Annotated in this window: 24 protein-coding genes and 1 tRNA gene; 11 read left to right on the forward strand and 14 right to left on the reverse strand. The window is 52.5% G+C overall.

Annotation, left to right across the window (positions count from 1 at the left end):
- Positions 1-100: 100 nt before the first annotated feature.
- The 9 genes from PsW64_RS03395 to pcaDC all read right to left on the reverse strand — a co-directional run bounded on the left by PsW64_RS03395 (position 101) and on the right by pcaDC (position 8,281).
- A tRNA-Phe gene (locus PsW64_RS03395) sits at positions 101-176 on the reverse strand.
- A 199-nt stretch (positions 177-375) separates the two neighbouring features.
- A complete protein-coding gene (locus tag PsW64_RS03400) occupies positions 376-1,764 on the reverse strand; it encodes a M20 family metallopeptidase (RefSeq protein WP_063302692.1) in 1,389 nt (462 codons plus the stop codon).
- Between the two features lie 33 nt (positions 1,765-1,797).
- Positions 1,798-2,868 (reverse strand): 3-carboxy-cis,cis-muconate cycloisomerase, encoded by a 1,071-nt coding sequence (locus PsW64_RS03405; RefSeq protein ID WP_063302693.1) that lies wholly within the window; start codon positions 2,866-2,868, stop codon positions 1,798-1,800.
- 1 nt (position 2,869) lies between these two features.
- Entirely contained in the window at positions 2,870-4,075 is a 1,206-nt protein-coding gene (gene pcaF / locus PsW64_RS03410) for a 3-oxoadipyl-CoA thiolase (protein ID WP_063302694.1), read from the reverse strand.
- Positions 4,075-4,866: a CoA-transferase subunit beta gene (locus PsW64_RS03415; RefSeq protein WP_063302695.1), complete on the reverse strand. Its 792-nt coding sequence runs from the start codon at positions 4,864-4,866 to the stop codon at positions 4,075-4,077. Before PsW64_RS03415 ends, pcaF begins: the two co-directional genes overlap by 1 nt.
- A complete protein-coding gene (locus tag PsW64_RS03420) occupies positions 4,863-5,717 on the reverse strand; it encodes a CoA transferase subunit A (RefSeq protein ID WP_063302696.1) in 855 nt (284 codons plus the stop codon). Before PsW64_RS03420 ends, PsW64_RS03415 begins: the two co-directional genes overlap by 4 nt.
- A gap of 9 nt (positions 5,718-5,726) precedes the next feature.
- A complete protein-coding gene (gene pcaG, locus PsW64_RS03425) occupies positions 5,727-6,338 on the reverse strand; it encodes a protocatechuate 3,4-dioxygenase subunit alpha (protein WP_063302697.1) in 612 nt (203 codons plus the stop codon).
- Position 6,339: 1 nt separating this feature from the next.
- Positions 6,340-7,098: a protocatechuate 3,4-dioxygenase subunit beta gene (gene pcaH, locus PsW64_RS03430; protein ID WP_063293081.1), complete on the reverse strand. Its 759-nt coding sequence runs from the start codon at positions 7,096-7,098 to the stop codon at positions 6,340-6,342.
- On the reverse strand, positions 7,082-8,281 hold the full coding sequence (pcaDC, locus tag PsW64_RS28380; RefSeq protein ID WP_063292847.1) for a bifunctional 3-oxoadipate enol-lactonase/4-carboxymuconolactone decarboxylase PcaDC: 1,200 nt from the start codon (positions 8,279-8,281) through the stop codon (positions 7,082-7,084). The genes pcaH and pcaDC overlap by 17 nt, the downstream gene beginning before the upstream one ends.
- A gap of 83 nt (positions 8,282-8,364) precedes the next feature.
- On the opposite strand from pcaDC, the gene pcaQ reads away from it, so the two are divergent.
- From pcaQ to pobA, 5 genes are all read left to right on the forward strand, one after another.
- Positions 8,365-9,303, forward strand: coding sequence for a pca operon transcription factor PcaQ (gene pcaQ / locus PsW64_RS03440; RefSeq protein WP_208980546.1), 939 nt, complete (start codon positions 8,365-8,367; stop codon positions 9,301-9,303).
- Positions 9,304-9,551: 248 nt separating this feature from the next.
- Complete coding sequence (locus PsW64_RS03445) at positions 9,552-10,586, forward strand: TRAP transporter substrate-binding protein (RefSeq protein ID WP_063302699.1); 1,035 nt, start codon at positions 9,552-9,554, stop codon at positions 10,584-10,586.
- A 2-nt stretch (positions 10,587-10,588) separates the two neighbouring features.
- Positions 10,589-11,101: a TRAP transporter small permease gene (locus tag PsW64_RS03450; protein WP_057461489.1), complete on the forward strand. Its 513-nt coding sequence runs from the start codon at positions 10,589-10,591 to the stop codon at positions 11,099-11,101.
- Positions 11,101-12,456, forward strand: a complete 1,356-nt coding sequence (locus PsW64_RS03455) for a TRAP transporter large permease (protein WP_063292850.1) — start codon at positions 11,101-11,103, stop codon at positions 12,454-12,456. Before PsW64_RS03450 ends, PsW64_RS03455 begins: the two co-directional genes overlap by 1 nt.
- 234 nt (positions 12,457-12,690) lie before the next feature.
- On the forward strand, positions 12,691-13,908 hold the full coding sequence (pobA, locus tag PsW64_RS03460; RefSeq protein WP_063302700.1) for a 4-hydroxybenzoate 3-monooxygenase: 1,218 nt from the start codon (positions 12,691-12,693) through the stop codon (positions 13,906-13,908).
- 55 nt (positions 13,909-13,963) lie between these two features.
- Here the strand turns inward: pobA and PsW64_RS03465 are convergent, their stop codons facing one another.
- The 5 genes from PsW64_RS03465 to PsW64_RS03485 form a co-directional block, all read right to left on the reverse strand.
- Positions 13,964-14,857, reverse strand: coding sequence for an alpha/beta fold hydrolase (locus tag PsW64_RS03465; protein ID WP_063302701.1), 894 nt, complete (start codon positions 14,855-14,857; stop codon positions 13,964-13,966).
- Between the two features lie 39 nt (positions 14,858-14,896).
- Positions 14,897-15,466, reverse strand: coding sequence for a DUF3885 domain-containing protein (locus tag PsW64_RS03470; protein WP_063302702.1), 570 nt, complete (start codon positions 15,464-15,466; stop codon positions 14,897-14,899).
- A 120-nt stretch (positions 15,467-15,586) separates the two neighbouring features.
- Entirely contained in the window at positions 15,587-16,393 is an 807-nt protein-coding gene (locus PsW64_RS03475; protein ID WP_063302703.1) for a gamma-glutamyl-gamma-aminobutyrate hydrolase family protein, read from the reverse strand.
- Between the two features lie 67 nt (positions 16,394-16,460).
- Entirely contained in the window at positions 16,461-17,435 is a 975-nt protein-coding gene (locus PsW64_RS03480) for an amino acid ABC transporter permease (RefSeq protein WP_057461496.1), read from the reverse strand.
- A 4-nt stretch (positions 17,436-17,439) separates the two neighbouring features.
- A complete protein-coding gene (locus PsW64_RS03485; protein WP_063296161.1) occupies positions 17,440-18,276 on the reverse strand; it encodes a transporter substrate-binding domain-containing protein in 837 nt (278 codons plus the stop codon).
- Between the two features lie 125 nt (positions 18,277-18,401).
- Here PsW64_RS03485 and PsW64_RS03490 point away from each other — a divergent pair, with 125 nt between their 5' ends.
- The 6 genes from PsW64_RS03490 to PsW64_RS03515 all read left to right on the forward strand — a co-directional run bounded on the left by PsW64_RS03490 (position 18,402) and on the right by PsW64_RS03515 (position 24,503).
- Positions 18,402-19,337 (forward strand): LysR substrate-binding domain-containing protein, encoded by a 936-nt coding sequence (locus PsW64_RS03490; RefSeq protein ID WP_063302704.1) that lies wholly within the window; start codon positions 18,402-18,404, stop codon positions 19,335-19,337.
- A gap of 641 nt (positions 19,338-19,978) precedes the next feature.
- The gene (locus PsW64_RS03495) at positions 19,979-20,911 is read left to right on the forward strand and encodes a LysR family transcriptional regulator (RefSeq protein ID WP_063288028.1); all 933 of its coding nucleotides are present in this window, start codon (positions 19,979-19,981) and stop codon (positions 20,909-20,911) included.
- A gap of 183 nt (positions 20,912-21,094) precedes the next feature.
- A complete protein-coding gene (locus PsW64_RS03500; protein ID WP_063302705.1) occupies positions 21,095-21,793 on the forward strand; it encodes a glutathione S-transferase family protein in 699 nt (232 codons plus the stop codon).
- 415 nt (positions 21,794-22,208) lie between these two features.
- Positions 22,209-22,859: a prephenate dehydratase gene (locus PsW64_RS03505; protein WP_057461501.1), complete on the forward strand. Its 651-nt coding sequence runs from the start codon at positions 22,209-22,211 to the stop codon at positions 22,857-22,859.
- Positions 22,840-23,274, forward strand: a complete 435-nt coding sequence (locus PsW64_RS03510; protein ID WP_057461502.1) for an acyl-CoA thioesterase — start codon at positions 22,840-22,842, stop codon at positions 23,272-23,274. The genes PsW64_RS03505 and PsW64_RS03510 overlap by 20 nt, the downstream gene beginning before the upstream one ends.
- 32 nt (positions 23,275-23,306) lie before the next feature.
- Complete coding sequence (locus PsW64_RS03515; RefSeq protein ID WP_063302706.1) at positions 23,307-24,503, forward strand: acyl-CoA dehydrogenase family protein; 1,197 nt, start codon at positions 23,307-23,309, stop codon at positions 24,501-24,503.
- The last annotated feature ends 35 nt before the right edge of the window (positions 24,504-24,538 follow it).

The raw sequence follows: 24,538 nt of genomic DNA on the forward strand, positions 1-24,538 counted from the left end.
AGTTAGAGCAAAAGTGTCAAACCACACTGAGAAAAGTGTCAAACCTTGAGAAAGTTGAGCGAATGCTCGGTTTATTATCTAGTAACTTCAAGGAGATAAGTGGTGCCCGGAGGCGGATTCGAACCACCGACACGCGGATTTTCAATCCGCTGCTCTACCAACTGAGCTATCCGGGCACATTCTGCTAGGGCGGTTTGTTTCCCGGCCTGCGAAGGTGAGCGTCTTATAGGGTGCCAAATTTCTCCTGTCCAGCAGGCAAATGCATTTTTTACAAAGAAATCTGTTTTCTCCACTGCCTGCTCACCTTTTTCTCTTAAGCGCCTTAAATCATGAGGGTTTTATCTCAAAATGAGCCTCGCGGCGTCATTGAATAGCCTAAGTAGGAGCCCCTTTTTCCGAAATATCCCAAAACAGCGCCACCATATTCCGCATGGCATCGCGGGCAACTGGCTTGAGAATATGCTCATTGGGCGCATGCTGCGAGCACCCGGCATAAGAATGCGGAACCCAAACGGTTGGCAGGCCCAATGTTTCTGCAAAGCACTCATTAGGCAAGGAGCCAGCAAGGTTTGGCAAAAGATGGGGTGTCTTGCCACTGGTTTCTTCCAGGGACGTCATCACCATGCGCACCCAAGCATTATCTGGCGAAAGGCGCGTTGCATGAAAGAAGCCGCGATCTTCCTGCCTTATCTCGACATTATTAAATCCATTGGCATCCAGATGCGCACGCAAGGATGGGACGAGACCCTGTACATCTGTTCCCACGACATAGCGCAGCTGACAAACTGCGAAGGCATAACCATCAATTGCGTTTACTGGTGCTTCTGGTGCGCCGCTCTTCATTGCGAGCACAGCAAAGGAGTTCCAGCCAAACACACGCTCGGCAGGGGTGAGACCCTCCTCACCCCAATTCTCGTTTATGGTCGGGCCTTGACTATCACCAACGGGAAGATCACTCAGAGCTTCCCTAATGTCTGGTGTCAGGCTGGTTGGGCGCCAACTAGGAATCTGGATTTGACCGCGCTTGTCCGCAATGCAGGAGATAGCGTTAGCGAGAATAATGGCGGGGTCTGCAAGCAGCCCGCCCCAGTTGCCTGAGTGATTGGCACCATCACGCAGGTTTACTTGTAGTGTGAATGTTTGCGCACCACGCGCACCGGTGAAGACTGTTGGTGTATCCGATTGCAAGCGCGGCCCGTCAGAGGCGATCAGCACATCCGCTGCCAACATCTGCTTGTGTTCATCGAAGAACTCTTGCAGGCCAGCGGAGCCGGTTTCTTCAGAAGTCTCAATGATCACCTTACAGTTGAAGCCAAGTTGCTTCTTTTCCTGCAAAAGGCAACCCAAGGCCTGAAGGTTAATGAGATGCTGGCACTTATTGTCAGCGGTACCGCGCCCGTAAATGCGCTCGCCGTCTTCTTCCAGAACGAACGGGTCTCTTCCCCCCATCCAGTTACCGGCTTGTCCGCGTACCACATCTCCGTGCCCATAGGTCAGAACTGTCGGAAAACTTGGATCTTCGATGCGTTCACCGAACAGGAAGGGGCCGCCAATCGGGTTCGGATTGTCGAAGATGTGCGTTTTGAAGCCAAGACGCTCGAGAAGTGGTCGCATCTCCTCTTTCAGATAACGCATCAATTGGTGTTTTTGGTAGGGTTCCTGGCTTTCCGTCGGGATTGCGATTAATCGGGCCAGATCAGTGAGGAATGCGCCGCTGTCGAAATATGTTTCCGCCCGTTGGATGGCTTCATTGCGACTGGACATTCTCATTCTCCCTTTCAGACTAGGTGCGCGCAGTTAATCACTTAAGGGGGTTCCAATCCACTCTGTTTGTTTCAGCAGCTTTAATGCACTCTGAAGACCAGCACCCGTTGCAATGCACATGCCGGGCAAGATCATCCACTCCAACGCCCAAGCTGAGCCAGAACGCTCTTGTTCATGCACCAAAGCGCTATGCATCGCAGAGACCTGGGTGCTGTTGTAACGGGCAAGTGTCACCAGTAATTCAGCGTTGATCGGATTGTGTTTGTGGGCCATGGCTGAGGAGCGTCCACCACCGGAAAGTTTAATTTCCTCAAGGCCCTGCTGGGCCATCAAGGCGACGTCCGTACCGATCTTACCAAGGCTACCAGAGATCATGGAAAGGACATTGGCGTAATCCACCATGTTGTCCCGCTGCGTATGCCATGAATGCTCCGGAACTCTCAGGTCCAGCTCTGCCGCCATATGCGCGGCAATAGCAACTGCATGTTCGCCCTGAGCATGGCTTGTTCCTACAGGTCCGCCAAACTGGAGCACTGCAACCTCCGCAACAACATCGTTTAGCCGTTGATAGTGCCGTTTCAGCGGTTCAATCCATGTGGAAATGCGGTCACCTGCCGTTATTGGCAGCGCAGCTTGCATGCGCGTTCTACCCATCAACGGATAATCGCTATTCGCTGATTTCACAGTCTCAAGTGCAGCGATGACCGCAGACAAGCGCTTTTGCAGAATTTGAGAGGTTTTTCGTAGAGCTAACGCCAGTGCGGTGTCCATCACATCCTGACTGGTGGATGTTTTGTGGCATTCAGCGGCATATGGCTCACCAACACGCATGCGCAGTTGTTTGATGAAAGCCGGGATTGGCAGGCCATCTTTTGCAACGCCTGCCTTGATCCGCGTTATGTCAGGTGCAAACCCTTTGCAGCCAGCAAGCACAGCGTCTTTTGCTTCGGCTGAAACGAGAGAATGTGCGAACAAAGCCTTGGTGAGAGCCACTTCATAAGCCAGATAGTGATCCAGAGTTGTTTCCAGAGCGAAGGCGCGTTGCACGTCCTCATCTCCAAACAATCCGCTCCACATAGGGTTGGTGAAGAGGCTCACACTCACATTAGTCCCTTTCCAGCGCGATCGCGATGCCCTGACCAACTCCAATACACATAGTAGCCAGTGCGCGTTTTTTGCCTTGCAGGCTCAGTTCCAACGCTGCGGTTCCGGTGATGCGTGCGCCGGACATGCCCAGTGGGTGGCCCAATGCAATCGCCCCGCCATTCGGGTTGATATGAGCTGCACCTGCATCCAACCCCAGTTCGCGCAGAACTGCAATCCCCTGACTTGCAAAGGCTTCATTGAGCTCAATGACGTCAAAATCAGAAGGTTGCAAATTTAACCGCGCGCATAGTTTTTGCGCTGCAGGAGCAGGGCCAATGCCCATAATGCGCGGCGCAACGCCGGCTGTTGCTCCGCCAAGCACGCGCGCAATCGGGGTCAGACCATATTTTTTGACCGCTGCTGCAGAGGCAACAATCAGCGCAGCAGCGCCATCGTTGACACCTGAGGCATTGCCCGCAGTCACGCTGCCATTTTCACGGAATGGTGTCGGTAACTTTGCAAGTTTCTCTGCTGTCGTCCCTGCTCGTGGATGCTCATCAGCGGACACAATGATCGGGTCGCCTTTGCGCTGCGGGATTACAACTTCAATAATCTCCTTGGCGAGGCGGCCATTTTCTTGCGCAGCCGCCGCTTTTGCCTGTGAGCCCGCAGCGAAAGCATCCTGATCTGCGCGAGAAACGCCAAAGTCTTCAGCAACGTTTTCGCCAGTCTCAGGCATACTGTCGATACCGAACTGCTTCTTCATCTTAGGGTTCACAAACCGCCAGCCAATGGTGGTGTCGAACACTTCATTGGCACGAGAAAACGGTGTGGTCGCCTTTGGCATCACAAATGGCGCACGGGACATGGATTCCACGCCGCCAGCAATCACAAGGTCGCATTCACCTGTCTTGATGGCACGAGAGGCCGCAATGACAGCATCCATGCCAGACCCGCACAAACGGTTCAGCGTTGTCCCAGGCACAGCCTCAGGCAGACCTGCCAGCAGCGCGACCATGCGAGCCACGTTGCGGTTGTCCTCACCAGCCTGGTTGGCGCAGCCGTAATACACTTCGTCAACGGCTTCCCAATCAACTGACGGGTTTCGTTCCATCAATGCTTTAATTGGCAAAGCGCCAAGATCGTCCGCCCGAACAGAAGACAGCGCGCCCCCATAACGACCAATCGGTGTTCTAATATAATCGCAAATATATGCCTCAGACATCAGGCCGTCTCCACTCTGTTACCCGCATGTGCCGCCGCCGTTCGCGCTTTTAATGCGCGCAGAACAGACAGTTCCTCCTCAGTCGGCGCAGGGGTCTCCTGCAAATCATCCGAGAACCGTACAGCCCAAGACACTGTTTGTTGCACCCGTTCTTTGGTCGTACCCGGATGAAGCGAGACCACTGTCAGCTCTTTGGTAACAGGGTCAGGTTTCCAGATGGCAAGGTCGGTTATCAGCAGGGTTGGGCCTTTTGTGGTGATGCCCATGCGGGCGCGATGGTCACCTCCTTCGCCGTGTCCAAAGGAGGTGAAAAAGTCCAGTTTCTCAACAAAACCACGCTTGCTTTGCTTCATGGTGATGTAAGTTTCCTGAGAGGAAGAGGAGATCTCAGGCGCTCCGCCGCCACCCGGCAACCTAACCCTTGGATGGTCGTAGTCTCCCACCACGGTGGTGTTGATGTTAGCGAAACGATCAATCTGCGCTGCCCCCAGAAAACCGACTGTGATCTTGCCACCTTGCAGCCAGTAGCGGAACATCTCGGTTACTGAAACCGTCGTCAACGCTGTATCACAAAGCTCACCATCTCCAATGGAAAGCGGCAGAACGTCTGGTGCTGTGCCGATCGTTCCACTCTCATAAATCAGCGTAATATCTGGTGCATGAGTTAGACGGGCGATGTTACAGGCAGCAGATGGCGGGCCGATGCCCACAAAGCACACATCCGTGTTGCTCAAAGCGCGGGATGCCGCAATGGCCATCATCTCGTCCGGGGTAAAGTCTTGTGCTGTCATGGAGTTACCTCCAGCCCTTTAATGCGGTCAGCAAACACCTCTGGTCCCTGCTTCAGCACGTGTTCTTCCATCCATGCCTGAAACATCTCACGATCTGCTGCGATCGGATCCCAGTCGATATACGTCTTGTTGTCTCTGCCGTAATACCCTTGCGCATAAGACGGATGTGCCCCGCCGCGCACTTCGCAAATAGCGGAGACGGTCCAGTGTGGCAGGATGCACGCGTTCATATGCGTATCCAGCTCATCAACCACTTCCTCAACCGTCACAATGGAGTGCGTAGCAGCCAGCACGGCTTCCTTTTGGACACCTACAATTCCTTCAATCAGCACGTTGCCTTTGCGGTCAGCTTTAAGAGCATGGATGAAAGCAACATCAGGACGAATGGAGGGAACAGCAGCCAATTCCTCACCCGTGAAAGGGCAATTTATTTTTTTGATATTCGGATTTACGCGCTGAAGTTCTGTGCCCATATAACCACGAAACACGGCGCATGGCAGGCCAGCAGCCCCAGCTTCATATGCATTGGCAAGAGCGGCGTGGGAATGCTCTTCAATCTCGATGGATCGCGGCCAGCCGTTTTCGATTGAATCACGAACGCGTCGCAACAACCCAACACCCGGATTGCCCGCGTAGGAGAAGATCAATTTCCTGACCAGCCCCATACCGATGAGCTGATCATAAATAAGATCAGGCGTCATACGAATGACAGTGAGTTCATCAATGCCCTGCCGGATAACTTCGTGGGCAGCGGCGTGGGGAATGAGATGCGTAAAACCCTCAAAAGCGGCAGTGTCGCCGCTTTTGAGGTATTTCGTGATCGCATCTTTTAAAGACAGAAATTCAGCCATATTTATCAATCAGATATCAAAGAAGACGGTTTCGTTTTCACCTTGAATGTAAATATCAAAGGTGTAGGTGTCGCCGGATTGCTTCGCGATCAGCGTTGATACGCGCACGCGATGTTCAATACGGCCCAGCACCGGATCAACTGTGTTGGCTTCGTCCTCTTCCGGGAAGTACATGCGTGTATTGAGACCAATGTTTATTCCGCGCGCGACGATCCAGAAATTGATATGCGGCGCTTGCGGCCTGCCATCGGGAAATGGAACAAACCCCGGCTTCACAGTTTCAAAGCAGAACTCACCACTTTCCAGATTGACTGGCTGGCGCCCCCATCCAGTAAAGTTGGGATCAGCTTCACCACGCGTTTCTGACGGGCTGTTGAACAGACCTTCACTGTCTGCCTGCCAGATTTCCAGCATAGCGTCTTTCAAAGGCGTTCCGGTTCCGTCAAACACACGACCTTTAATGGTAATGCGCTGGCCTTTGGTTTGCACATTCACCATGCGCGCGCCAAGGTCTTCTTTGAAGATCCCTGTGTTCCCGATGAAGTTCGGGGTGCAGCCGATATGAACGTACGGACCAGCCGTCTGGCTTGGGCTTTCTTTCAGATACTCCAGCTTAGTCATATCAATTGCCCTCCATACGGTTTTCAAACATGGTCGAGCGACGGCCACGCAGGACGATATCAAAACGGTAAGCACGGGCGTCCATTGGCACACAATGGTTCATGTCCAGCTTAGCAACCAGCATCTCAATCGCAGCCGGATCATTGATCGTCCTCACAATCGGACACAGCGGAATATGAGGATCGCCCTCAAAATACATCTGCGTGATCAGGCGCTGTGCGAAACCGGAGCCAAAAAGCGAAAAATGGATGTGGGACGGGCGCCAGTCATTCACCCCGTTTGGCCACGGATACGGGCCGGGACGAACGGTGCGAAAAGCATAGTATCCATTCTCGTCGGTGATGACGCGACCACATCCGCCGAAGTTCGGGTCAAGCGGCGCAAGATAGCCATCTTTCTTGTGGCGGTAGCGGCCACCAGCGTTGGCCTGCCAAACTTCTACCAGCGCATTCGGAACTGGTCTGGCTTCTTCATCCAGAACATGACCATGGACGATGATGCGCTCTCCCTGCGCACTTTCACCAGGCTTGGCATAGTTCTGCACCAAATCGTGATCCAGCTCACCCAGTATGTTGTGGCCGAAGACTGGTCCGGTGGTTTCGCTGATTGTATTTCCGAGAGACAAAAGCGCCTTTTGCGGAGACCGCAACACGCTCGTTTTGTAGTTAGGCGACAATGCCGGAGGATGCCAGTTCCGGTCTCGCGGAAAGAACGGACCAGCATTGGTCGTTGGCTTGCTCATCTCACTCCTCTGACGCATCAAGCTGCGCGAAAACATTTTTGACGACTTTGATGGCGCTGTTTGCGGCTGGCACACCGGCATAAATTGCGGTGTGCAGCAGAGCTTCGCTTATATCTTCCCGTGTTGCCCCGGTGTTTCTTGCAGCCCGCACATGCATGGCCACCTCATCTAGGTGCCCTAACGCAGCGAGAAGCGCAATAGTTACAATGGACCGTTCTCGCAATGTCCAGTTGTGCCGCGACCACACATGCCCCCAAGCCGCTTCAGTGATAAGCTCCTGAAAAGGCGCATCAAAACTGCTCTTTTGAACTTCAGCAGCATTCACGTGAGTGTCTCCCAACACTCTACGTCGTGTCTGCATGCCTTGTTTGTAAATTTCGCTTTGCCGCAGTTCACGCTGGTCAACCCTGTTTGGCCAACGAGAAATCGCCTGCCGAACAAGATGCGCCAGATACTCAGGTTGCTCCAAACTTGGCAGATGTCCGCAGTTTCCCACCCGCTCATATTTAGCGTTCGGAATGAGGCTTGCCATCTCCTCAACCAGTTCTGGCGGTGTAGACTGGTCGTCCTCACCAGCAACGCAGAGAACAGGCACGTCAATCTGTGCGGCCTGACAGGTCAGATCAGCGTCCCGAATGGCTGCACATGTGCCGATATATCCGTCCAAAGGTGTTCGGCACAAAAGATTCCGATATCCTGCAACTGCTTCTGGCCATTTTGCCTGAAAGCCCGCTGAGAACCAACGAGACATCACTGTATCAGCGATCCCCTCCATCCCGTTGGCCTCAATTGCGTTGATACGCTCTTGCCACGTCTGTGCGTCACCGATGCGCGGTGCGGTGTCACACAGGATCAGCCCGCTCACCAGATCAGGCCGGGCGGCCTGCAGCGCCATTGCGATCATGCCCCCTACAGATACACCGCAAATCACTGCATTCTTGATGGACTGGCTGTCCATGAGCGCAGCAAGGTCACGCATATGCAAGTCAATCGAATACCGCTCATCGCCAACACTAGAAAGACCATGCCCACGTTTATCATAGGTCAGAACTTCGCCTTGATGCCCGAGATGAACCAGAAATTCATCCCAAATGCGAAAGTCCGTTCCCAATGAATTAATCAGAACAAGCGCTGGTGCTGCTGACTCTGAATTGGTCTTACTGAAGTGAAGCGTTGTAGAGTTTAATTCTATGAAGTGCATGCGCATCCCCCTAAACGGATCAATTGCATGTCTGTTTCAAAATGAATAATGATATTATCCAGACTAATCATATTGAGATTGTTATGAATAACTTACGCAGATTAAAGCTCAGGCATTTAGAAGCATTTGTGGAAGTGTCTCGCCAAAACAGCGTGAGTCGCGCTGCGGAGGTGCTTCATCTCACCCAGCCAGCCGTCACCCGTACTATTCGCGAACTGGAAGAAATATGCGGGCAGCCTCTGATTGAAAAAGACGGACGCGGTATCCGCATCACTCATTACGGTGAGGTGTTCCTGCGTCATGCAGGCACCAGTCTGGCCGCTGCCCGTAACGGCATCAATGCATTATCTCAGCTCAACTATAGCGATGGCCCGATGGTCCGCATTGGCGCTCTGCCAACAGTGGCTGCATCGCTCATTCCGCAGGCTGTTAAGGCTTTCCTTGATACAGGGTTGCGAAACAGGCTTCATATCGTAACCGGAGAGAACCACGTCCTACTGGATCAACTGAGAAATGGTGAGCTGGATCTTGTTATGGGCCGCCTGCCAGCACCAGAGAATATGCAGGGATTGGTGTTCGAACCGCATTACCGCGAGCGTGTCGTTTTTGCCGTCGACAAGAACCATCCCCTCGCAGGAAAACCGCAGATCAGCGTGAATGAGCTGGATGCTCATCCGGTGCTAATCCCTTCTGCAGCCTCAATTATTCGCCCGTTCGTCGATCGTCTTTTCATTGAGCATGGTATTCCTGAACCAGAGCAGGCAATCGAAACCGTCTCGGACTCATTCGGCAGAGCCTTCACACAGGAATACAACGCGATCTGGATCATTTCGCGCGGTGTGATTGCGCGTGAGATTGAAAGCGGCCAGTTCGTGGAGTTGCCGATTGATACACGTGCGACGGTCGGCTCTGTCGGCCTCAACATGCGCGCTGGCGAAACGCTGGATACGGCGGCCCAATGCTTTGCCGAGATCCTTATGGGACTGAGCGAACAGGAGGAAGTTCGCGCTCCAGCTCACTAAGTCAGAGCAAATTCAAGGTGCATATTGATACCCAATACGGCATGAGAAGCACGGTATTTTTCATTATTCATTTTGAAAAGTATATGTAATTCTCCGATTTCACAGTGGTGATTCCTAAGAATTCCCTTGGCGGATCATCCGGATCGTGATTAAGAATTTGACGGCCTTTGGGAGATGAGACTGCCCCAAGTAGCAGGATCAGGAAGGCTTGTCTGGTTTCGACCATTCTTCAGGAGGGTCACATACTTATGTTTGGTAATTTCAAAGGCTTCTGCGCTTCTACAGCACTTTTGCTTGCCAGTGTTTCTATGGCAGATGCAGCAGAATACACATTTAAACTCCACCACTTTCTAAGCCCCAAAGCGCCAGCGCAGACCAAGATGCTGGAACCATGGGCAAAGGCCGTTGAAGAAAATTCCGGCGGCCAGGTCAAAATCGAGATTTACCCGTCCATGTCACTTGGTGGTCGTCCACCAGAGCTGGTTAACCAGGTTCGTGACGGCGTTGTTGATCTTGTCTGGACCCTGAACGGTTACACACCGGGCTTGTTTCCACGCACTGAAGTCATGGAACTTCCGTTCGTATTCCTGGATGATCCACGCGCGGCAAACCTTGCCCTTTACGACATGTTCAAGAGCGATCTTGAAGTTGAATACAAGGGCTTGGAAGTCATGTTCTTGCACGTGCATGCAGGTGCAGGCCTTCATACACGCGACAAGGAAGTCCGCAGTCCGGCTGATATGGCAGGTATGCGCATTCGTACGCCATCGCGCACCGGTGCATGGGTGATTGAAGCGCTTGGCGCGTCTCCTGCAGCTATGCCGGTTCCTGAGCTGCCAACAGCTCTGCAAAAGGGCGTGATTGATGCGGCATTTATTCCTTGGGAAATCATTCCACCGCTGAAAATTCAGGAACAGACTGAGTATCAGATCGAAGGTGCTGGCAAAGCGCGCTTTGGTACTTCTGTCTTCCAGGTATCCATGAACAAAGAGCGCTGGGAAGGGTTGCCTGAAGACATTCAGAAGGCTTTCCGTGATGCATCTGGTCCTGAATGGTGGGCAAAGGTTGGTGAAGTTTGGCGTGCGACAGATGACTTTGGCATCGGCCTCGCTGTAAAGTCAGGCAACAAACACATCACTCTTTCTGAAGAAGAAACAGCTGTCTTTAGAGACGCTCTGGCTCCGGTCGTTGACAAATGGACCTCAGAAGTCGCCAAAAAAGGCATTGATGGCAACGCGATTGTTGCAAAAGCACAGGCATTGATTTCCAAGCACAGCGAGTAGCTATGGGCGCCTTTCAAAAACTCGGACGCACCGGCATTGCCGGTGCATTCGAAAAACTTATTGTAGCATGGGCACTTACCGGCGGAGTGGTTCTGCTGGCGGTGGTCGCGATAAACATCTACTCCACCCTTGGCAACATATGGGCAGCTCCCTTTCCCGGGGATTTCGAGCTCACAGAGATCGGCGTTGCTATTGCAGTCTTTTCCTTCCTGCCCTTCTGTCAAATCACTGATGCCAATGTCACAGCGGACATTTTTACCAGTAAGGCTGGTCCTCGTTTGAAAGCGTTTCTGGCGTTGATCGCATCGCTGATAGCGTTTGGGTTTGGGTTGCTGCTGTTGTGGCGGATGTACCATGGTATGTCTGATCAAAGAGAGTACGATTACACCACCGCAATTTTGCAAATCCCTGTTTGGTATGCGTATGTCCCTGTTTTGATTTCGCTTTTTCTGTTGAGCATTGGGGCGATTATTACGCTGAGTGAAAACACCAGAGATCTGACTCGGAGAACCTGATGGCGGAAAGTCTTATCATGGGCTTTGGAGCCCTCGCCATTTTGGTGTTCCTCATTGTCATCCGTATCCCGATTGCCTACGCGATGATACTTGTCGGCGGCGTTGGGATTGCGCTCGTCAATGGCCCAATGCTGCTGCTTAGTCAGTTGAAAACATTGGCATATGGCCAGTTCGCCATTTACGATCTCTCTGTCATTCCGCTGTTTATTCTGATGGGTGCGCTCGCCTCGAAAACCGGCTTGAGCCAATCCCTGTTCAGAGCGGCCAATGCATGGCTTGGCTGGATGAAGGGCGGCACAGCCATGGCAGCGATTGCCTCCTGTGCCGGGTTTGGCGCTGTTTGCGGATCATCACTCGCGACCGCCTCAACCATGGGTAAAGTCGCTCTGCCAGAGCTGAAGCGTTATAATTATTCAGGCGCTTTGGCCACCGGCACGCTCGCAGCTGGCGGAGTTCTGGGCATTCTCATCCCACCAAGCGTCGTTTTGATCATCTATGCGGTGATCGTGGAGGCGAACATCGTTACTATGTTCGTTGCTGCGTTTATTCCGGGTATTTTGGCCGTTCTTTTGTTCCTCGCGGTGATCGCGCTCTACGTTTTCGTCAGTCCCTCATCTGGCCCTGCAGGTGGCGCTGGAACGCGAGAAGAGTTCCTCGCAGCCTCTCTCGGCGTGCTGCCTGTACTGACCGTTTTCGGACTTGTCATCGGCGGCATTTATTTCGGCTTCTACAATCCAACACCAGCAGCTGCTGTGGGTGTGTTTCTCGTCATGTTGTTTGGGCTGCTCCAACGCAATCTGTCCCTCAGCGATATGATCGAGGCGCTGAAGGAGACAGCAGCGACTTCCGGCATGATTTACCTGATCCTGCTGGGTGCGGAACTGCTCAAGATATTCATGTCCCGCATTGGATTGCCGCAGGAGACGGCGGCGTGGATAGCAGGCTCTGGCCTGGAACCGATGACGGTGATGCTGCTGATCCTGCTGGCTCTGATCGCGCTTGGCTGCCTGATGGACAGCATGTCCATGATGTTGCTGGTCATCCCGTTCTTCTGGCCTGTGCTCATGGAGCTGAACGGTGGCATGTATCAGGGCGCTGACGACGCTGGGTACGGCATGAGCACTGAAGACCTGAAAATCTGGTTCGGAATTCTGGCGCTGATCGTCGTCGAGCTTGGGTTGATTACACCGCCAGTGGGCATGAATGTCTTCGTGATTTCTGCTTTGGCAAAAGACACGCCGATGATCCAGACCTTCAAAGGTGTTGCCCCGTTCTTTGGCGCCGAGCTGGTGCGTGTTGCAATTCTGGTGAGCTTCCCAGCGCTAACCCTTTGGCTGCCCAGAGTCCTTTCCTAAACGCAAAACGACAGGTTGTCTTGGCCGCATTCATTGCTGAGACAACCGAATGGATCAAAGCGCTCTGATAGCAATTTTGCTATAATTTCTGCCTATAAATCAATTTTACATATCAATCATAAACAGCAACACTGAACACTATTCAAACGTGTATTCGCAATCCATTTTACTTCTGACTTAGCGCATACCCCATTGCCGCGATCTGCCAGATGTTTTGAACCTAAGGAATTTTTCATGACCCACCATAGAGATCGTACTCAGGTTGCGATTATCGGCGGCGGTCCTGCTGGTTTATTACTCTCTCACATCCTGAGCGAAAACGGCGTGGACAGCGTTGTCCTGGAACAGCGCAGCAAAGACTATGTTCTCTCGCGCATTCGTGCTGGTCTTTTAGAGACCGGCACTGTGCAGCTGCTGCGCGATTATGGCCTTGCAGAGCGTATGGATCAGAATGGTAAGAGCAAAAAAGGCTCATGGATTACGCGGCAGGGCTTTGAAAGTCATTTCATTGATACGCACAAATGGACTGGCAAGGAGATGATGGTCTACGGCCAGACCGACATCACCGAAGACCTGTATGACGCCCGCGAACGCGCTGGCGGCAACATCATCAACGAAGCCACTGATGTGACCCTTCATGATGTGACCTCTGACAAGCCTTCTGTGACCTACATGAAGGACGGGCAGACCTGTCATCTGGACTGCGACTACATTGCTGGCTGCGATGGCTTCCACGGTGTCAGCCGCAAGACTATTCCTGACGACATTTTACGCACCTATGAGCGGGCTTATCCGTTTGGCTGGCTTGGCATCATGGCGGAAGTGCCACCCCTGCCGGATTTGGTCTATGCCTATCATGAGCGTGGCTTTGCACTTGCTTCGCAACGCAACCGCCTGCTGAGCCGCTATTACATTCAGTGCCCGTTGACGGACAGTGTTATGGATTGGTCCGATGAGCGGTTCTGGGAAGAGCTGATCGCCCGCTTCCCTGCGGATGTGGCGTCAGATATCGTCACCGGACCCTCTATTGAAAAATCTATCGCGCCACTCCGCAGCTTCGTGGCTGAGCCAATGCAATACGGACGTATGTTCCTCGCAGGCGATGCTGCTCACATTGTGCCGCCAACCGGAGCGAAGGGGCTCAATCTCGCAGCCTCTGACGTGTTCTATCTCTCACGCGGATTGATTGAACAGATCAAGAGCAATCACTCCGCACATCTAGAGCGTTATTCCGAGCTGGCTTTGCGCCGTGTGTGGAGCTCTGAGAATTTCTCGTGGCGGATGACGCAGTTGATGCACGTCTTCCCAGACATGAACGGGTTCGATGCCAAAATCCAGCAGAACAGCTATGAGCTTCTGCTGCAAAACGAGACCCAACAACGAGCGCTAGCAGAAGAGTATGTTGGTTTGCCGTTTGAAGAGCTGGACGCGCTGACCCTGTCAGCCGCTTAATCCAGCGATTGGAGAGAGGTCCATCCCTCTCTCCCCACCACGAGAACGCGGCTGACTATTCTGTTTTGTCAGCAATTTCAATAATCGCTGCGGCAAAGGCCTCAGGGTTTTCTTGCGGCAGGTTATGTCCTGTACCCTCGACGAGACGCGCCTCATAATATCCGTTGAAGTTTGTTTCGTGCCCTTTGCTGTGCCGCGGTGGGCTTACGCCATCATTGGCACCAAGCAATGCAATGGCTGGCACATTAATCTTCGGCTGCGCGGTGAGCAGAACCTCGATCTTCTCAAAAGCGGGATCTCCCTCAACCAGCCCAAAACGGTGTCTGTAGGAGTGGATGACAGTCTCAACAAAATCAGGATTGTCAAAGCTCTCGGCGGTTTCGCGGAAGGTTCGGCGAGAAAACTCCCAGGTGGGTGACCATTGCTGCCAGAGCATTTTTGTCAGATCTTCGCGGTTCTCAGTCAAACCATTGCGGCCACGTTCACTCTGGAAATAGTACTGATACCACCAGAGCTGTTCCTCCTCAGGCGAGGCAGGTCGGTAAGCTGCGGGGATGTTCTGGATGTTGTAGGCCACCCCGCCACTCACGAGCCCCCTCACCTTTTCCGGCCAGAGGGCTGCAGCGATGCAGGCTGCCCGGCCACCCCAGTCATAGCCCGCAACAATCGCCTGCGGCAGCTCCAAAGCCACCATCAGTGACCGCAGATCAAAGGCCAATGCGCCTTGCTGACCGGAGCGCGGCGTTTGCGAAGACAGATATTGGGTAGGCCCGTAGCCACGCAAGTAAGGGATGATGCATCGAAAACCGCGATTGGCGAGAATGACGGAGACTTCGTCATAGCTGCGCACGTCATACGGAAAGCCATGAAGCAGAACAGCTGGAACACCTGATTTCGGCCCAACATCCATATAGGCGATGTTCAGCACCCCGGCTTCAATAAACTTCATATGTCCAGTCCCCTATATCGCGCTCTAGGCTTTCAAACATTATAGACCAGAGTCACTGGGAGAAAGCCATTCTGCAAACTCACATTTAAGGCGGGCAACTTCTTCTGCATTTTGCATGAAGCAATCGAAGCCGCCGTCATAAGGCGCAAATATGCGTGATGTTTCCCGGTTCATGAGCAGAAAACGCTCTTCATCCTGTGCTGCATCTTTAAGGGCTTCGCGATAGACCTCAGGAAACCAGCGAACCTCGTTGCCGTAAAAGCCTATGGTTTCCTCTTCGCCCCATGGGTCATCCTCATACTTCCATTTGAACCAGTATTTCAGACGAAACTGATCAAGAAGCTTGTGACTGTAAGGGAGAGGATACTTATCGAAATTCGGGAAATACGAGATGAAGAGGCAATTCTGCCCCTCCTTTAAAATCCGATTGGCCAATACTCTGCCTCTGTTAAAGACAATTGCGGCTTCTTCCGGCGTTTCTGCGTATCGTCTTGTATCCGGCAGTGCATGGAACCTGACCCACCTTTCGGGCAGTACATCACGGAGGTAATGGCTATAGGGAGGGAGGTCTCCAAAATAGCCTTTCCATTCATCAATGAACCTTTTCACAATGATACAACCCTGTCTCAACCACTCAGCGGAACCATTGAATAATCAGAGGACACTTAGTTGAGATTGGTTCGAATTTTCCTAGGTAAATAGCTGCAATCCGTTTTGAATTGAGAAGAATTACAGGAACGCCTTCACATCTTCTGCGCTCAGCATCGCCTTAGAAAAGGCCGCAAAAATGCGGGTGGAAACGGGATTGCTCACGGCTTCAAACTCCGCATGCCACTGAATGCCAAGGAAGAACGCTTTGTCTGGATGGTGAAAGGCTTCAATCACGCCGTCCTCGGAAAGAGCATCAAGCACCAGCCCGTCTCCAAGCATCTCAACCGCTTGTTCGTGCAGAGAGTTTACCTGATGGTCGCCTTTACCAAGGATAGAGTTCAGCAGTCCATCCTCTTCAAGGATGAGTTGATGAGCTGCCCCGTATCTTTGTTTTGGTGGCAGCGTGTAGTCGATGGGGTGGTGCAGCGAAAACTCATGGTTCGCATAAAGGTCATTTCGGATTGTGCCGCCGAAAGCCACATTCATTTCCTGCATGCCGCGGCAAATTCCAAGCAGTGGCAGGTCATTTTCAAAAGCGGCACGGATCAGCGCAAATGCAGAGGTGTCGCGCTTGTCATCAAAAGGGCCATGGCTCTCAAAGGTGCCGTCATTGTTGTAATACGCAGGCTGAATGTTGGAGGCATCGCCTGTCAGAATAAGCCCGTCCACTAGCGACAGTACATGAGCCAGTTCTGCGTCCTTCAGAAGCGTTGGGATGATGAGAGGGATTGCCCCAACAGCCTGCAATGCGGCTGTCAGGTATTTATCATCAATGGTTTGCGTTCCAAGGCCCGCATCTTCTGAGGAATTCGCCAAAATTCCGACAATGGTTCTTTTATCAGCAGCCACGCTCTGCGGCGTGGTTTTGCCAGTCTTGCTTGTCATAAGCGTATCCCTTCAGGGCACGAAAACTCGCGGCGCACCTACGCGCTCAAAATCAATGGAAGAATAATTATCGCTTCAGCGATTTTGCGTAATGTGTCTCAATTCGCTGTTGCACAAATTCCAGCATGACCGACATGACCCAGTAGATGATGGAGGCGGTGATCAGCATCTCCAGAATCTTGAAGTCAGATCGTCCCTGCGTTCGTGCAATGAACATGATGTCCCAGACGCCGACAACCGAAACCAGCGAGGAATCCTTGAGCATCGCGATGAACTGGTTGCCCGTTGGCGGCACAATAACCCGCATGGCTTGGGGCAGAATGACTTTTCGAAACGTCAACAAACGCGGCAGTCCCAACGCATCCGCAGCTTCCCATTGCCCTAGCGAAATCGACTGGATGCCAGAGCGGAAAATCTCGGTCATGTACGCCCCATACACCAGCGACAGCGCGATGATTGCTGCTGGAACGGGCGAAATGACATAGCCAATCTGCGGCAGGCCGAGATAGATCAAAAAGAGCTGCACCAGCAACGGCACGCCGCGAAAATACGAGGTGTAAAATGCCCCAACACCCTCAACCACCCCAATGCCAGAGAGCTTTGCGGTAGCACCCAGCAAGGCAAAGATGAAGGCCAGTGTGATCGCAATGGCAGAGACATAGAGCGTGGTGAACGCCCCTGTCGTTATCAGGAAGGGCAGTTTGCGCCCGATAAACTCAAAACTCAGCTCAAAGCTCAGGAAGAACCCGAAAGCACCTGCAGCAAGCAGAAGCCACACAGTGATCAGCTGAGCGCGCCGGGACAGGCTGAGGATGAGAAACCCCAGCCCTGACGCCAGCAGGAAAATCACCATGGATACAGAAAAACGCCCCCACCAGCTGGCAAGTGTTTCTTCACTCATCGCAGGGCGAAGGAATGAGCCGATCACGCCTTGATTGAACGCGAGATAAAACGCGATCACAAAGGCCAGTGATCCGAGCGTTGCTGCTGCTTTCAGGCGGGCCGGACCCTGCCTGAAAGCGCCATTGGTGAGTGTGACCATGATCTTACTTTACGCTCACGAGGTCCGCGCCGTGCCATTTCACGGAGAGCTTGGTTAAAGTGCCGTCACTCTTCATGTCCTCAACAATGGAGGCCAGCTTGTCGCTGAGCTCCTTGTCGCCTTTATCAATCGCAATCGCCAGCGGTTCATAAAAGATCGGATCACCCAGCTGTTTGATCGGCAAGCCTTTCTTCATCGCCTGCTGAATAACAGGAACGGACTGCGCCAATGCGTCAAGACGCACACCATCACCAAGAGACAGCTCGTCAAACTCGTTGATATCGCTGTAAAGTTTGATTTCACCCGGTGTCACAGCATATTCGAACGCTGGTGCGCCAACCGCATCAATCTCAAGCTTGTGCTCCAGGTACTTGTGGTAGGTGGACGAGCCCACAACGCCGATCACCTTGCCGTCCAGATCCTTAAGCGATGTTGCCTTGGAGTTTTTGTGAACCGCAAAAGCTGCCGGGGTGTAGTAGTACACGGCAGGAAAATCCAGCACCTGTGCGCGGGCTTTTGTTGGGGTCATGGACCCGACAACCATATGCCATCTGCCAGACCAGCGGCCCGCAGTCATGATTTCCCAACCCGGCGTTACAAACTGCACCTCAACACCAAGACGCTTTGCGATCTCTTTGGAAACGTCAATGTCAAAGCCCTGCAGCTGGTTGTCGTCTCCCATAAACGCGTTCGGGCGATAATCTGAGTTAGAGCCTACGAGCAACGTCTTGCTCTTCATGATCGCATCCAGAGCCTCTCCCGCCTGTGCGCTCATGCCAACAACGCTTGCAGAGACAAATAGTGCAGCCCCTAAGATGGCTTTTCCGGTATTTTTAAACATCCTAACCCCCAAATTCGTCATTATGACGGATATTTCTCAAAGTTTTGGGCAGTTTATAAGTGCGGGTCAGAGCAAGACAAATCAGTCTGATTGATCCATGTATAGAAAAACTCTATACATCATTCATGGCTATCTCCCGACGTTTCGTCCCCACCCTTCAGGAATTACGTGCACTTGCGGCAGTTGCACGGCACAAATCCATCTCCGCTGCCGCGCGGGAACTGAACGTCTCACAACCAACAATATCCTATCATATCAAGCAGTTAGAAGAGCGCTGGGACGTCAAACTGTTCCGTATGAACGGGCGCAATCTGGAGCAAACGGAGCTGGTTCAGGATATCCTTTCGGAAGTTTCAGCAATCAACAATGGTATAGAGAACCTCTCATACCTCCTCGCCAGCCAGACCGCACGAAAGCAGCTCACAATCGGCATTGCGCCCTCTCTCGCCTCCATCATGCTGGTACCACGTCTGGCCCAGTTCTCCGCCTCGCATCCTCATGTGGCGATCCGGATCAGTGCAGCCAATCGCTTCGTTGATTTTGCGGAGGAAAAGCTCGATGTGGCGCTGCGCTTGCTGCCCAAGCCTGAGGGCGATCTCGGCGCATCGCCGCTTATTCCCCTCCCACAAGAGCGGATGCGTGTGGTGTGCTCACCAAACTATCTTGAGACCATTGCAGGAGAGCGTCTGGCACCGCATTCAGCATCAGTTGAGCTCTTTGCCAAAGCTGATTTCATTCATGAAGACGAGGCCTTCCACTGGCAGAAGTATCTGGAAGCCAGTTGGCCTGACTTTTCCGGCCAGATGGTGCAGCAGCTCACGTTCAACAACACGGACTTAATCCTGCAAAGCGCTATTGCCGGACGTGGCTTTGCCATTCTAAGAGATCTCTATGTCATAGATGCATTGAATGCAGGCACGCTTGTTGAACCGTTTGCTGAGACGCTCCCTTGCCAGCGGGCTTTTCAGTTTGTCTTGCCAGAAACATCTATCCCCTCAGCCCCGGTTTGGGATTTCATCAACTGGCTGAGTGACGAGATGACAAAGATGCAAATCCGCTAAGCAACTTGCTCCCAAAACCATCTGGATAAGATAGTCAAGCTGACACTCATGCTCCCGACATATTGTCAGTTTGCCCGCATTATTGTCGTCAAAGTGCCAAGGAAGTAGTCACTTGACCTCCCGTCTGCCCAAAAAACCATCAAGCAAACAAAGAGCTGCATTTAAGTGATTATCAATAATTCACTTTAGCACTATACAATAATTACTGGTTATGTATTGTCATATTAAATAGATAAAACCCATATAATCATAAAACAGATTTTCACATCAATAAATACAACAAAATTAAAATCACTAAATCAAATTACGGAAACAAACTACTTTTATGATGATGAGCAATCAAATTATTCATCCAAACCGCAAATTAATTTACTTATTGCGGCGGAATCGAACTTCGCTATACGAAAGAGATCAGGAGCTCAGCGTCCAGCCCGGCAACATGACCGGACATACATCTCTCGGGAGGAAAGGCCTTCAAAAGTAGGCTTGGTCTGACTGCAGAGATATCGTAGGGTGATAGCAGGGCATACCCGTTTAGCGGGTGCCAGTACACTAGCCCAAAGCCAACGGCTGAGCATAGTTATTGTCCTTTTCAGAGCCGAATACGTTCAAGAAACTCTTTTCTTATTGGAAGGAAAAGGATGGACATTCATCAACTCAAAACCTTCGTGACGGTCGCGCGCGAAGGCAGCATAACCAAAGCTTCAGAATTGCTCTTTCGCAGCCAGCCAGCTGTCAGTGCGCATATCAAAAACATGGAAGAAACATTGGGATTAACGCTCTTCCAACGGACACCCCGTGGAATGGCGGTCACCCCCGACGGACAACGCCTCCTCACGGAAGCACATCAATTGCTGGATCGGCACCAGAAATTTCTGGAAGAAGCATCCCGCTTGCGCGGCAGTCTTGCCGGTAGCCTGACCCTCGGCGCTGGCCGCAACTCCAGCACAGGCGTTGTGAGCAATCTGCTTGCGGCTATGTCTCAGGAGTTCCCCGAGGTTGAAGTTGAGCTGCAACACCGCCCCTCTGTGAAGGTGCTGGAAGGCATTCGCAATGGCAGCCTCGACGCCGGATTTTACACGGAAACAGGTGAGGATGACGCCGGACTGTCTACCTTGGAGATCTCCAATTTCTGCGTTTACCTCGCAGCCCCTGCGGATCTTGTGCCCGTTGCGGCTGAGGTGAACTGGAAGGCACTTGAAAGCGTGCCGTGGATCTACCCAAGTGGCGACTCCTGTTGCGGGCGTGTGGCAAGGGATCTTCTGGACACGCACGGTATCAGGCCCAAGCGGGTGATCAATGTGGATGATGAGGGGGTTACACGTGCTTTGATTGCCAGCGGTGTTGGTATCGGGCTCGTTCATGCCAACTCAACAAACCCACAAGAGAACCAGGGTGATATCGTCTTACTCTCTCAGGTGCAAAAATCAGCCCGCGTGTTGTTTGCGCACCTGTCCTGCCGGAAAGAAGACCCGGTGATTGCAGCGGTTCGCTCCATTCTGGCGACAGACAATTGCACGAGCCTTTCGTTTCAGGACGACCGAACACTAGAGGCGGCGCTTATCGCCTCCTGACACTTTCAAAAGAACCAGATTTGCAAGACTTCAGCTCAGCAATGGGCTGAAGTCGCTGCACCCTGCTTTCCAGTTGGGCGGATGGCTGCTCTGCCCAGTTGGCGTTAAAGACAAAAACAATCCGGAATACTGAGGAATTTTTTAGCGCAAACCCATTGTTTAATTCTCATCGGGAGAAGCCACATGCAAAGACTTCTTTACAGCCTCAGCGGAGCCTCCGGGCAACATTACTCCCCGCATGTCTGGAAAATTATGATGTCCCTGAAGCACAAGGGCCTCGATTTTGATCTGAAGCCGGTTTTCTTTGGCGACATTTCCAATATTGAAGACGGATCTTTCACCAGCGTTCCTGTGCTCAACGACCAAGGCAAGCTTTTAGGCGATAGTTTTGAGATCGCCGAGTATCTGGAAGAGACCTATCAGGACGCACCCAGCCTGTTTGATGGCGCTGGCGGTCTTCAGCTTTCCCGCTTTGTGGAGAGCTACTGCAAAACCGTCCTGCACCCGACATTGGCGGTGATTGCTGTGATGGATATGTACAACATCATGAATGATGCCGACCGCACCTACTTCCGGCCTGCACGCGAAAAACGGTTCGGAAAACCTCTCGAAGAGGTCTATGCAGGGAGAGACGCTGAACTGAGCACTTTGCCGGAGAAGTTGAACCCTGTGCGCGACCTGCTCACCAATCAGGATTGGTTCGGCGGTGAGAGAGCGATGCATGCAGATTATGTACTGTTCGGCACCTTGCAGTGGTGCAAAGTGTGCTGCCCAGATCCAATTCTTGCGCCAAGTGACCCTGTCAATTTGTGGTTTGAACGCATGTTGGATCTTCATGATTACATGGGTCGCAAAGCTCTCAGTGAAGCTGTTGCCGCCTAGCGCTGTCTATATTTCGCGCAACTCCAAATTACTAAGCCCTTCAGAAGGCATCGCATTTTTTTGCGGTGCCTTCTTTTTATGCAACCTCCTGTATTATCAATAATTTAGAAGCGATAACTTCCGTAGAGGCATTCCTCATCTATCCTGAGGGAAGCCATCAGTTTTTTCAGCTTGTTCAAAGCAAACCTTTCCGGCTCCATAGGGCCACACGAAAAAATATTACTGGACGCGAGGAACAAATTTCACCTCAAAACCGGCAGAGCAAACGGAGATTTATCGGAGTCTGCGCCTGCTACCGCTCTGCCCATGCATAAGAACAACGACAAGCCAACGCAGTTTGTCAGGGGAGCGCCTCGCGCAAATCCTGCATCGGCATTTTTCAGTCTTTCTTCCCAAGTGAAGGATCAGAGAATTTATGGATGCACATATTGAAGCCTCGGACTATTTGGCCAAAGGAACAGCCCCACTGTCCTTTGATTGGGTCCGGCAAGTTCACACTCTGGGGCCGACTGGTACGAACTGCGAGAGAGCAGCTCTGACATGGGTACAGCGTCACTGCAAAAACGCCGAGGTCTTTCTTCACCCGACCATGGAAATTGCAGCGGAAGCCGTTGCTCAATGCCGCAAGTCCGTTTTGCTGAGTGTCGTCGCCTACCCGCATCTTCATTCAATTATTTACGAGCACATCGGCCAACTGAAACTGATGGACGTGTTCATCATGAACACCGACAACATGGTGCTGGCCTCTTCTACCGGCAAAACACCAGCCCTTTGCGCAACGCATCCGGCACCGGAAAAGCTGATCCCAGCCTCTATTGAGCGCAAGTACGTCACCAGCAACGCGCAAGCTGCGGCTGTGTGCGCCAAAGGCGAGGCTGATGGCTGCATCACCACGCTGTGCGCCGCCAACGAGTTTTCTCTGACAGTCCTGACAAAGCACGGCCCCGTGCCTATGGGCTTCACCATTCATGGTCCGTTGCAGGCCGCAACACAGACCCAACCTTCATTCACCAATGATTTTCAAAACCCCAACAGGAGGGAATTTCATGACACAGAAAGCTTATGAAACACCAATCGATATCCGCTACCGCGATACAGATTCAATGGGTCATGTGAGCAGCCCGATCTACTACGATTACATGCAGTCCGCTTATCTGGAATACATGCATGATCTGCTCAAGCTGCCAAAGTCTGAAAAGCTGCCGCACATCATGGTGAAGACCTCTTGCGACTACGTTTCTCAGGCTCTTTACGGCGACCATCTGGTTGTGTTGAGCCGTGTGACAAAGTTTGGCGGCAAGAGCTTTGAGATGCAGCATGAAATGCGTCTTGGTGATGCAGATGGCCGCGTGGTTGCCAATGCAGCTTCCACTCACGTGATGTTTGATTACGAAAAGCAGGCAACCTATCCGGTGCCGGATGAGTTCAAGACTGCGGTTGCAGCTCTGCAAGAACCTGCCGCTCATCATCAGCCAGCTTAAGATCCGTCACTTTTGAAATCTGGAGATCTCTGATGGATCTACAATGGAATGAACGTCAACAGGCTCTGCGAGCAAAGTATGCTCAAATTGGCAGCCAGATTGACCACTCAGAGCTTCACGCTGGCAAGCAAGCATTTGATCAGGACACATGGGACCGGCTTTTAGAAGCCGGTCTCTGGAAGATCATCGTCCCGGTTGAGTACGGCGGTGCAGGCACGGACTGGTGGGACTTTACCGCTGCTCTGGAAGGTCTTGCATGCTCCGTGCGTACGCCGGGTATTCTGCTTTCTGTCATCGCGCAGGCAGGCATGGTTCATGCACTCAACCTGTTCGGCACAGAAGCGCAGAAGAAGGATTATCTTGGCCGTATCCTGAAAGGGAAGCTCAGCGCCACTGCGATTGCAGACCCTGATACGGGCACAGATGTGCGCTCTACCTCCTCTGTGCTGACACCGGGACCAAATGAGACGTTCATGCTCAATGGTGCCAAGTACAACATTGCCCATGCGCCCGTGGCGGATTTCACGCTTGTCGTGTGCAAGCTGGATGGTCATGCGCGTGACGGTATCTCGCTCATTTTACTGGATGCAGGCACCAAGGGCCTTGAAGTTGGCGACTACGACCAGAAGCTCGGCAATCTGGATTTGCCAACCGGGCCGATGAAGTTCACCAATATCCCGCTGCATTACGGTGATCTGCTTGGCGTTCCCGGCAAGGGCCTGCGCAACCTGATCACCTTCGTCTCCCTCGGCAGGCTGTATTACGGTTTGGTTTCTGCATGGATGATTGAGCCGATGCTGAAGGAAGCGATGCGCTACGCTCAGGAGCGTCAGACCTTCGAAGTGCCGGTGCTTGAGTTCCAGTACGTGCAGAAGAAGCTAACCGACATGCGCATCTCCGCAGAATCCGCCAAGTGGACGGCCTATGGCGCACTCCAGCAGCTTCTGTCCGGTGCGCCGGAAGCCGGCATGACCTGCTCCATTGCCAAGCTGGTTGGGGCTGAAGCTATCACCAGTGGTGCGATCGACTTGCTCAAGCTCTACGGCACCAAAGGCTATCATCAGGGTGAGGTTTCGACCTTCCTGCGCGATGCACTGGCGTTTTGCGCTGTGGGTGGCACTGAGGAAATGCACCGCCGCAACATCATCAGCCAGATGAAACGGCTGGAGGCGAAAGCGGCAAAAGAAGCAGCGCCCGTGCGCGAAGAACGCTTGCTTGAAACAGCATGATTTGATGCAGGCCCCGATATTGCCGGGGCTTTGCA

This window comes from Pseudovibrio sp. W64 (assembly GCF_001623145.1).
Lineage (GTDB): Bacteria > Pseudomonadota > Alphaproteobacteria > Rhizobiales > Stappiaceae > Pseudovibrio.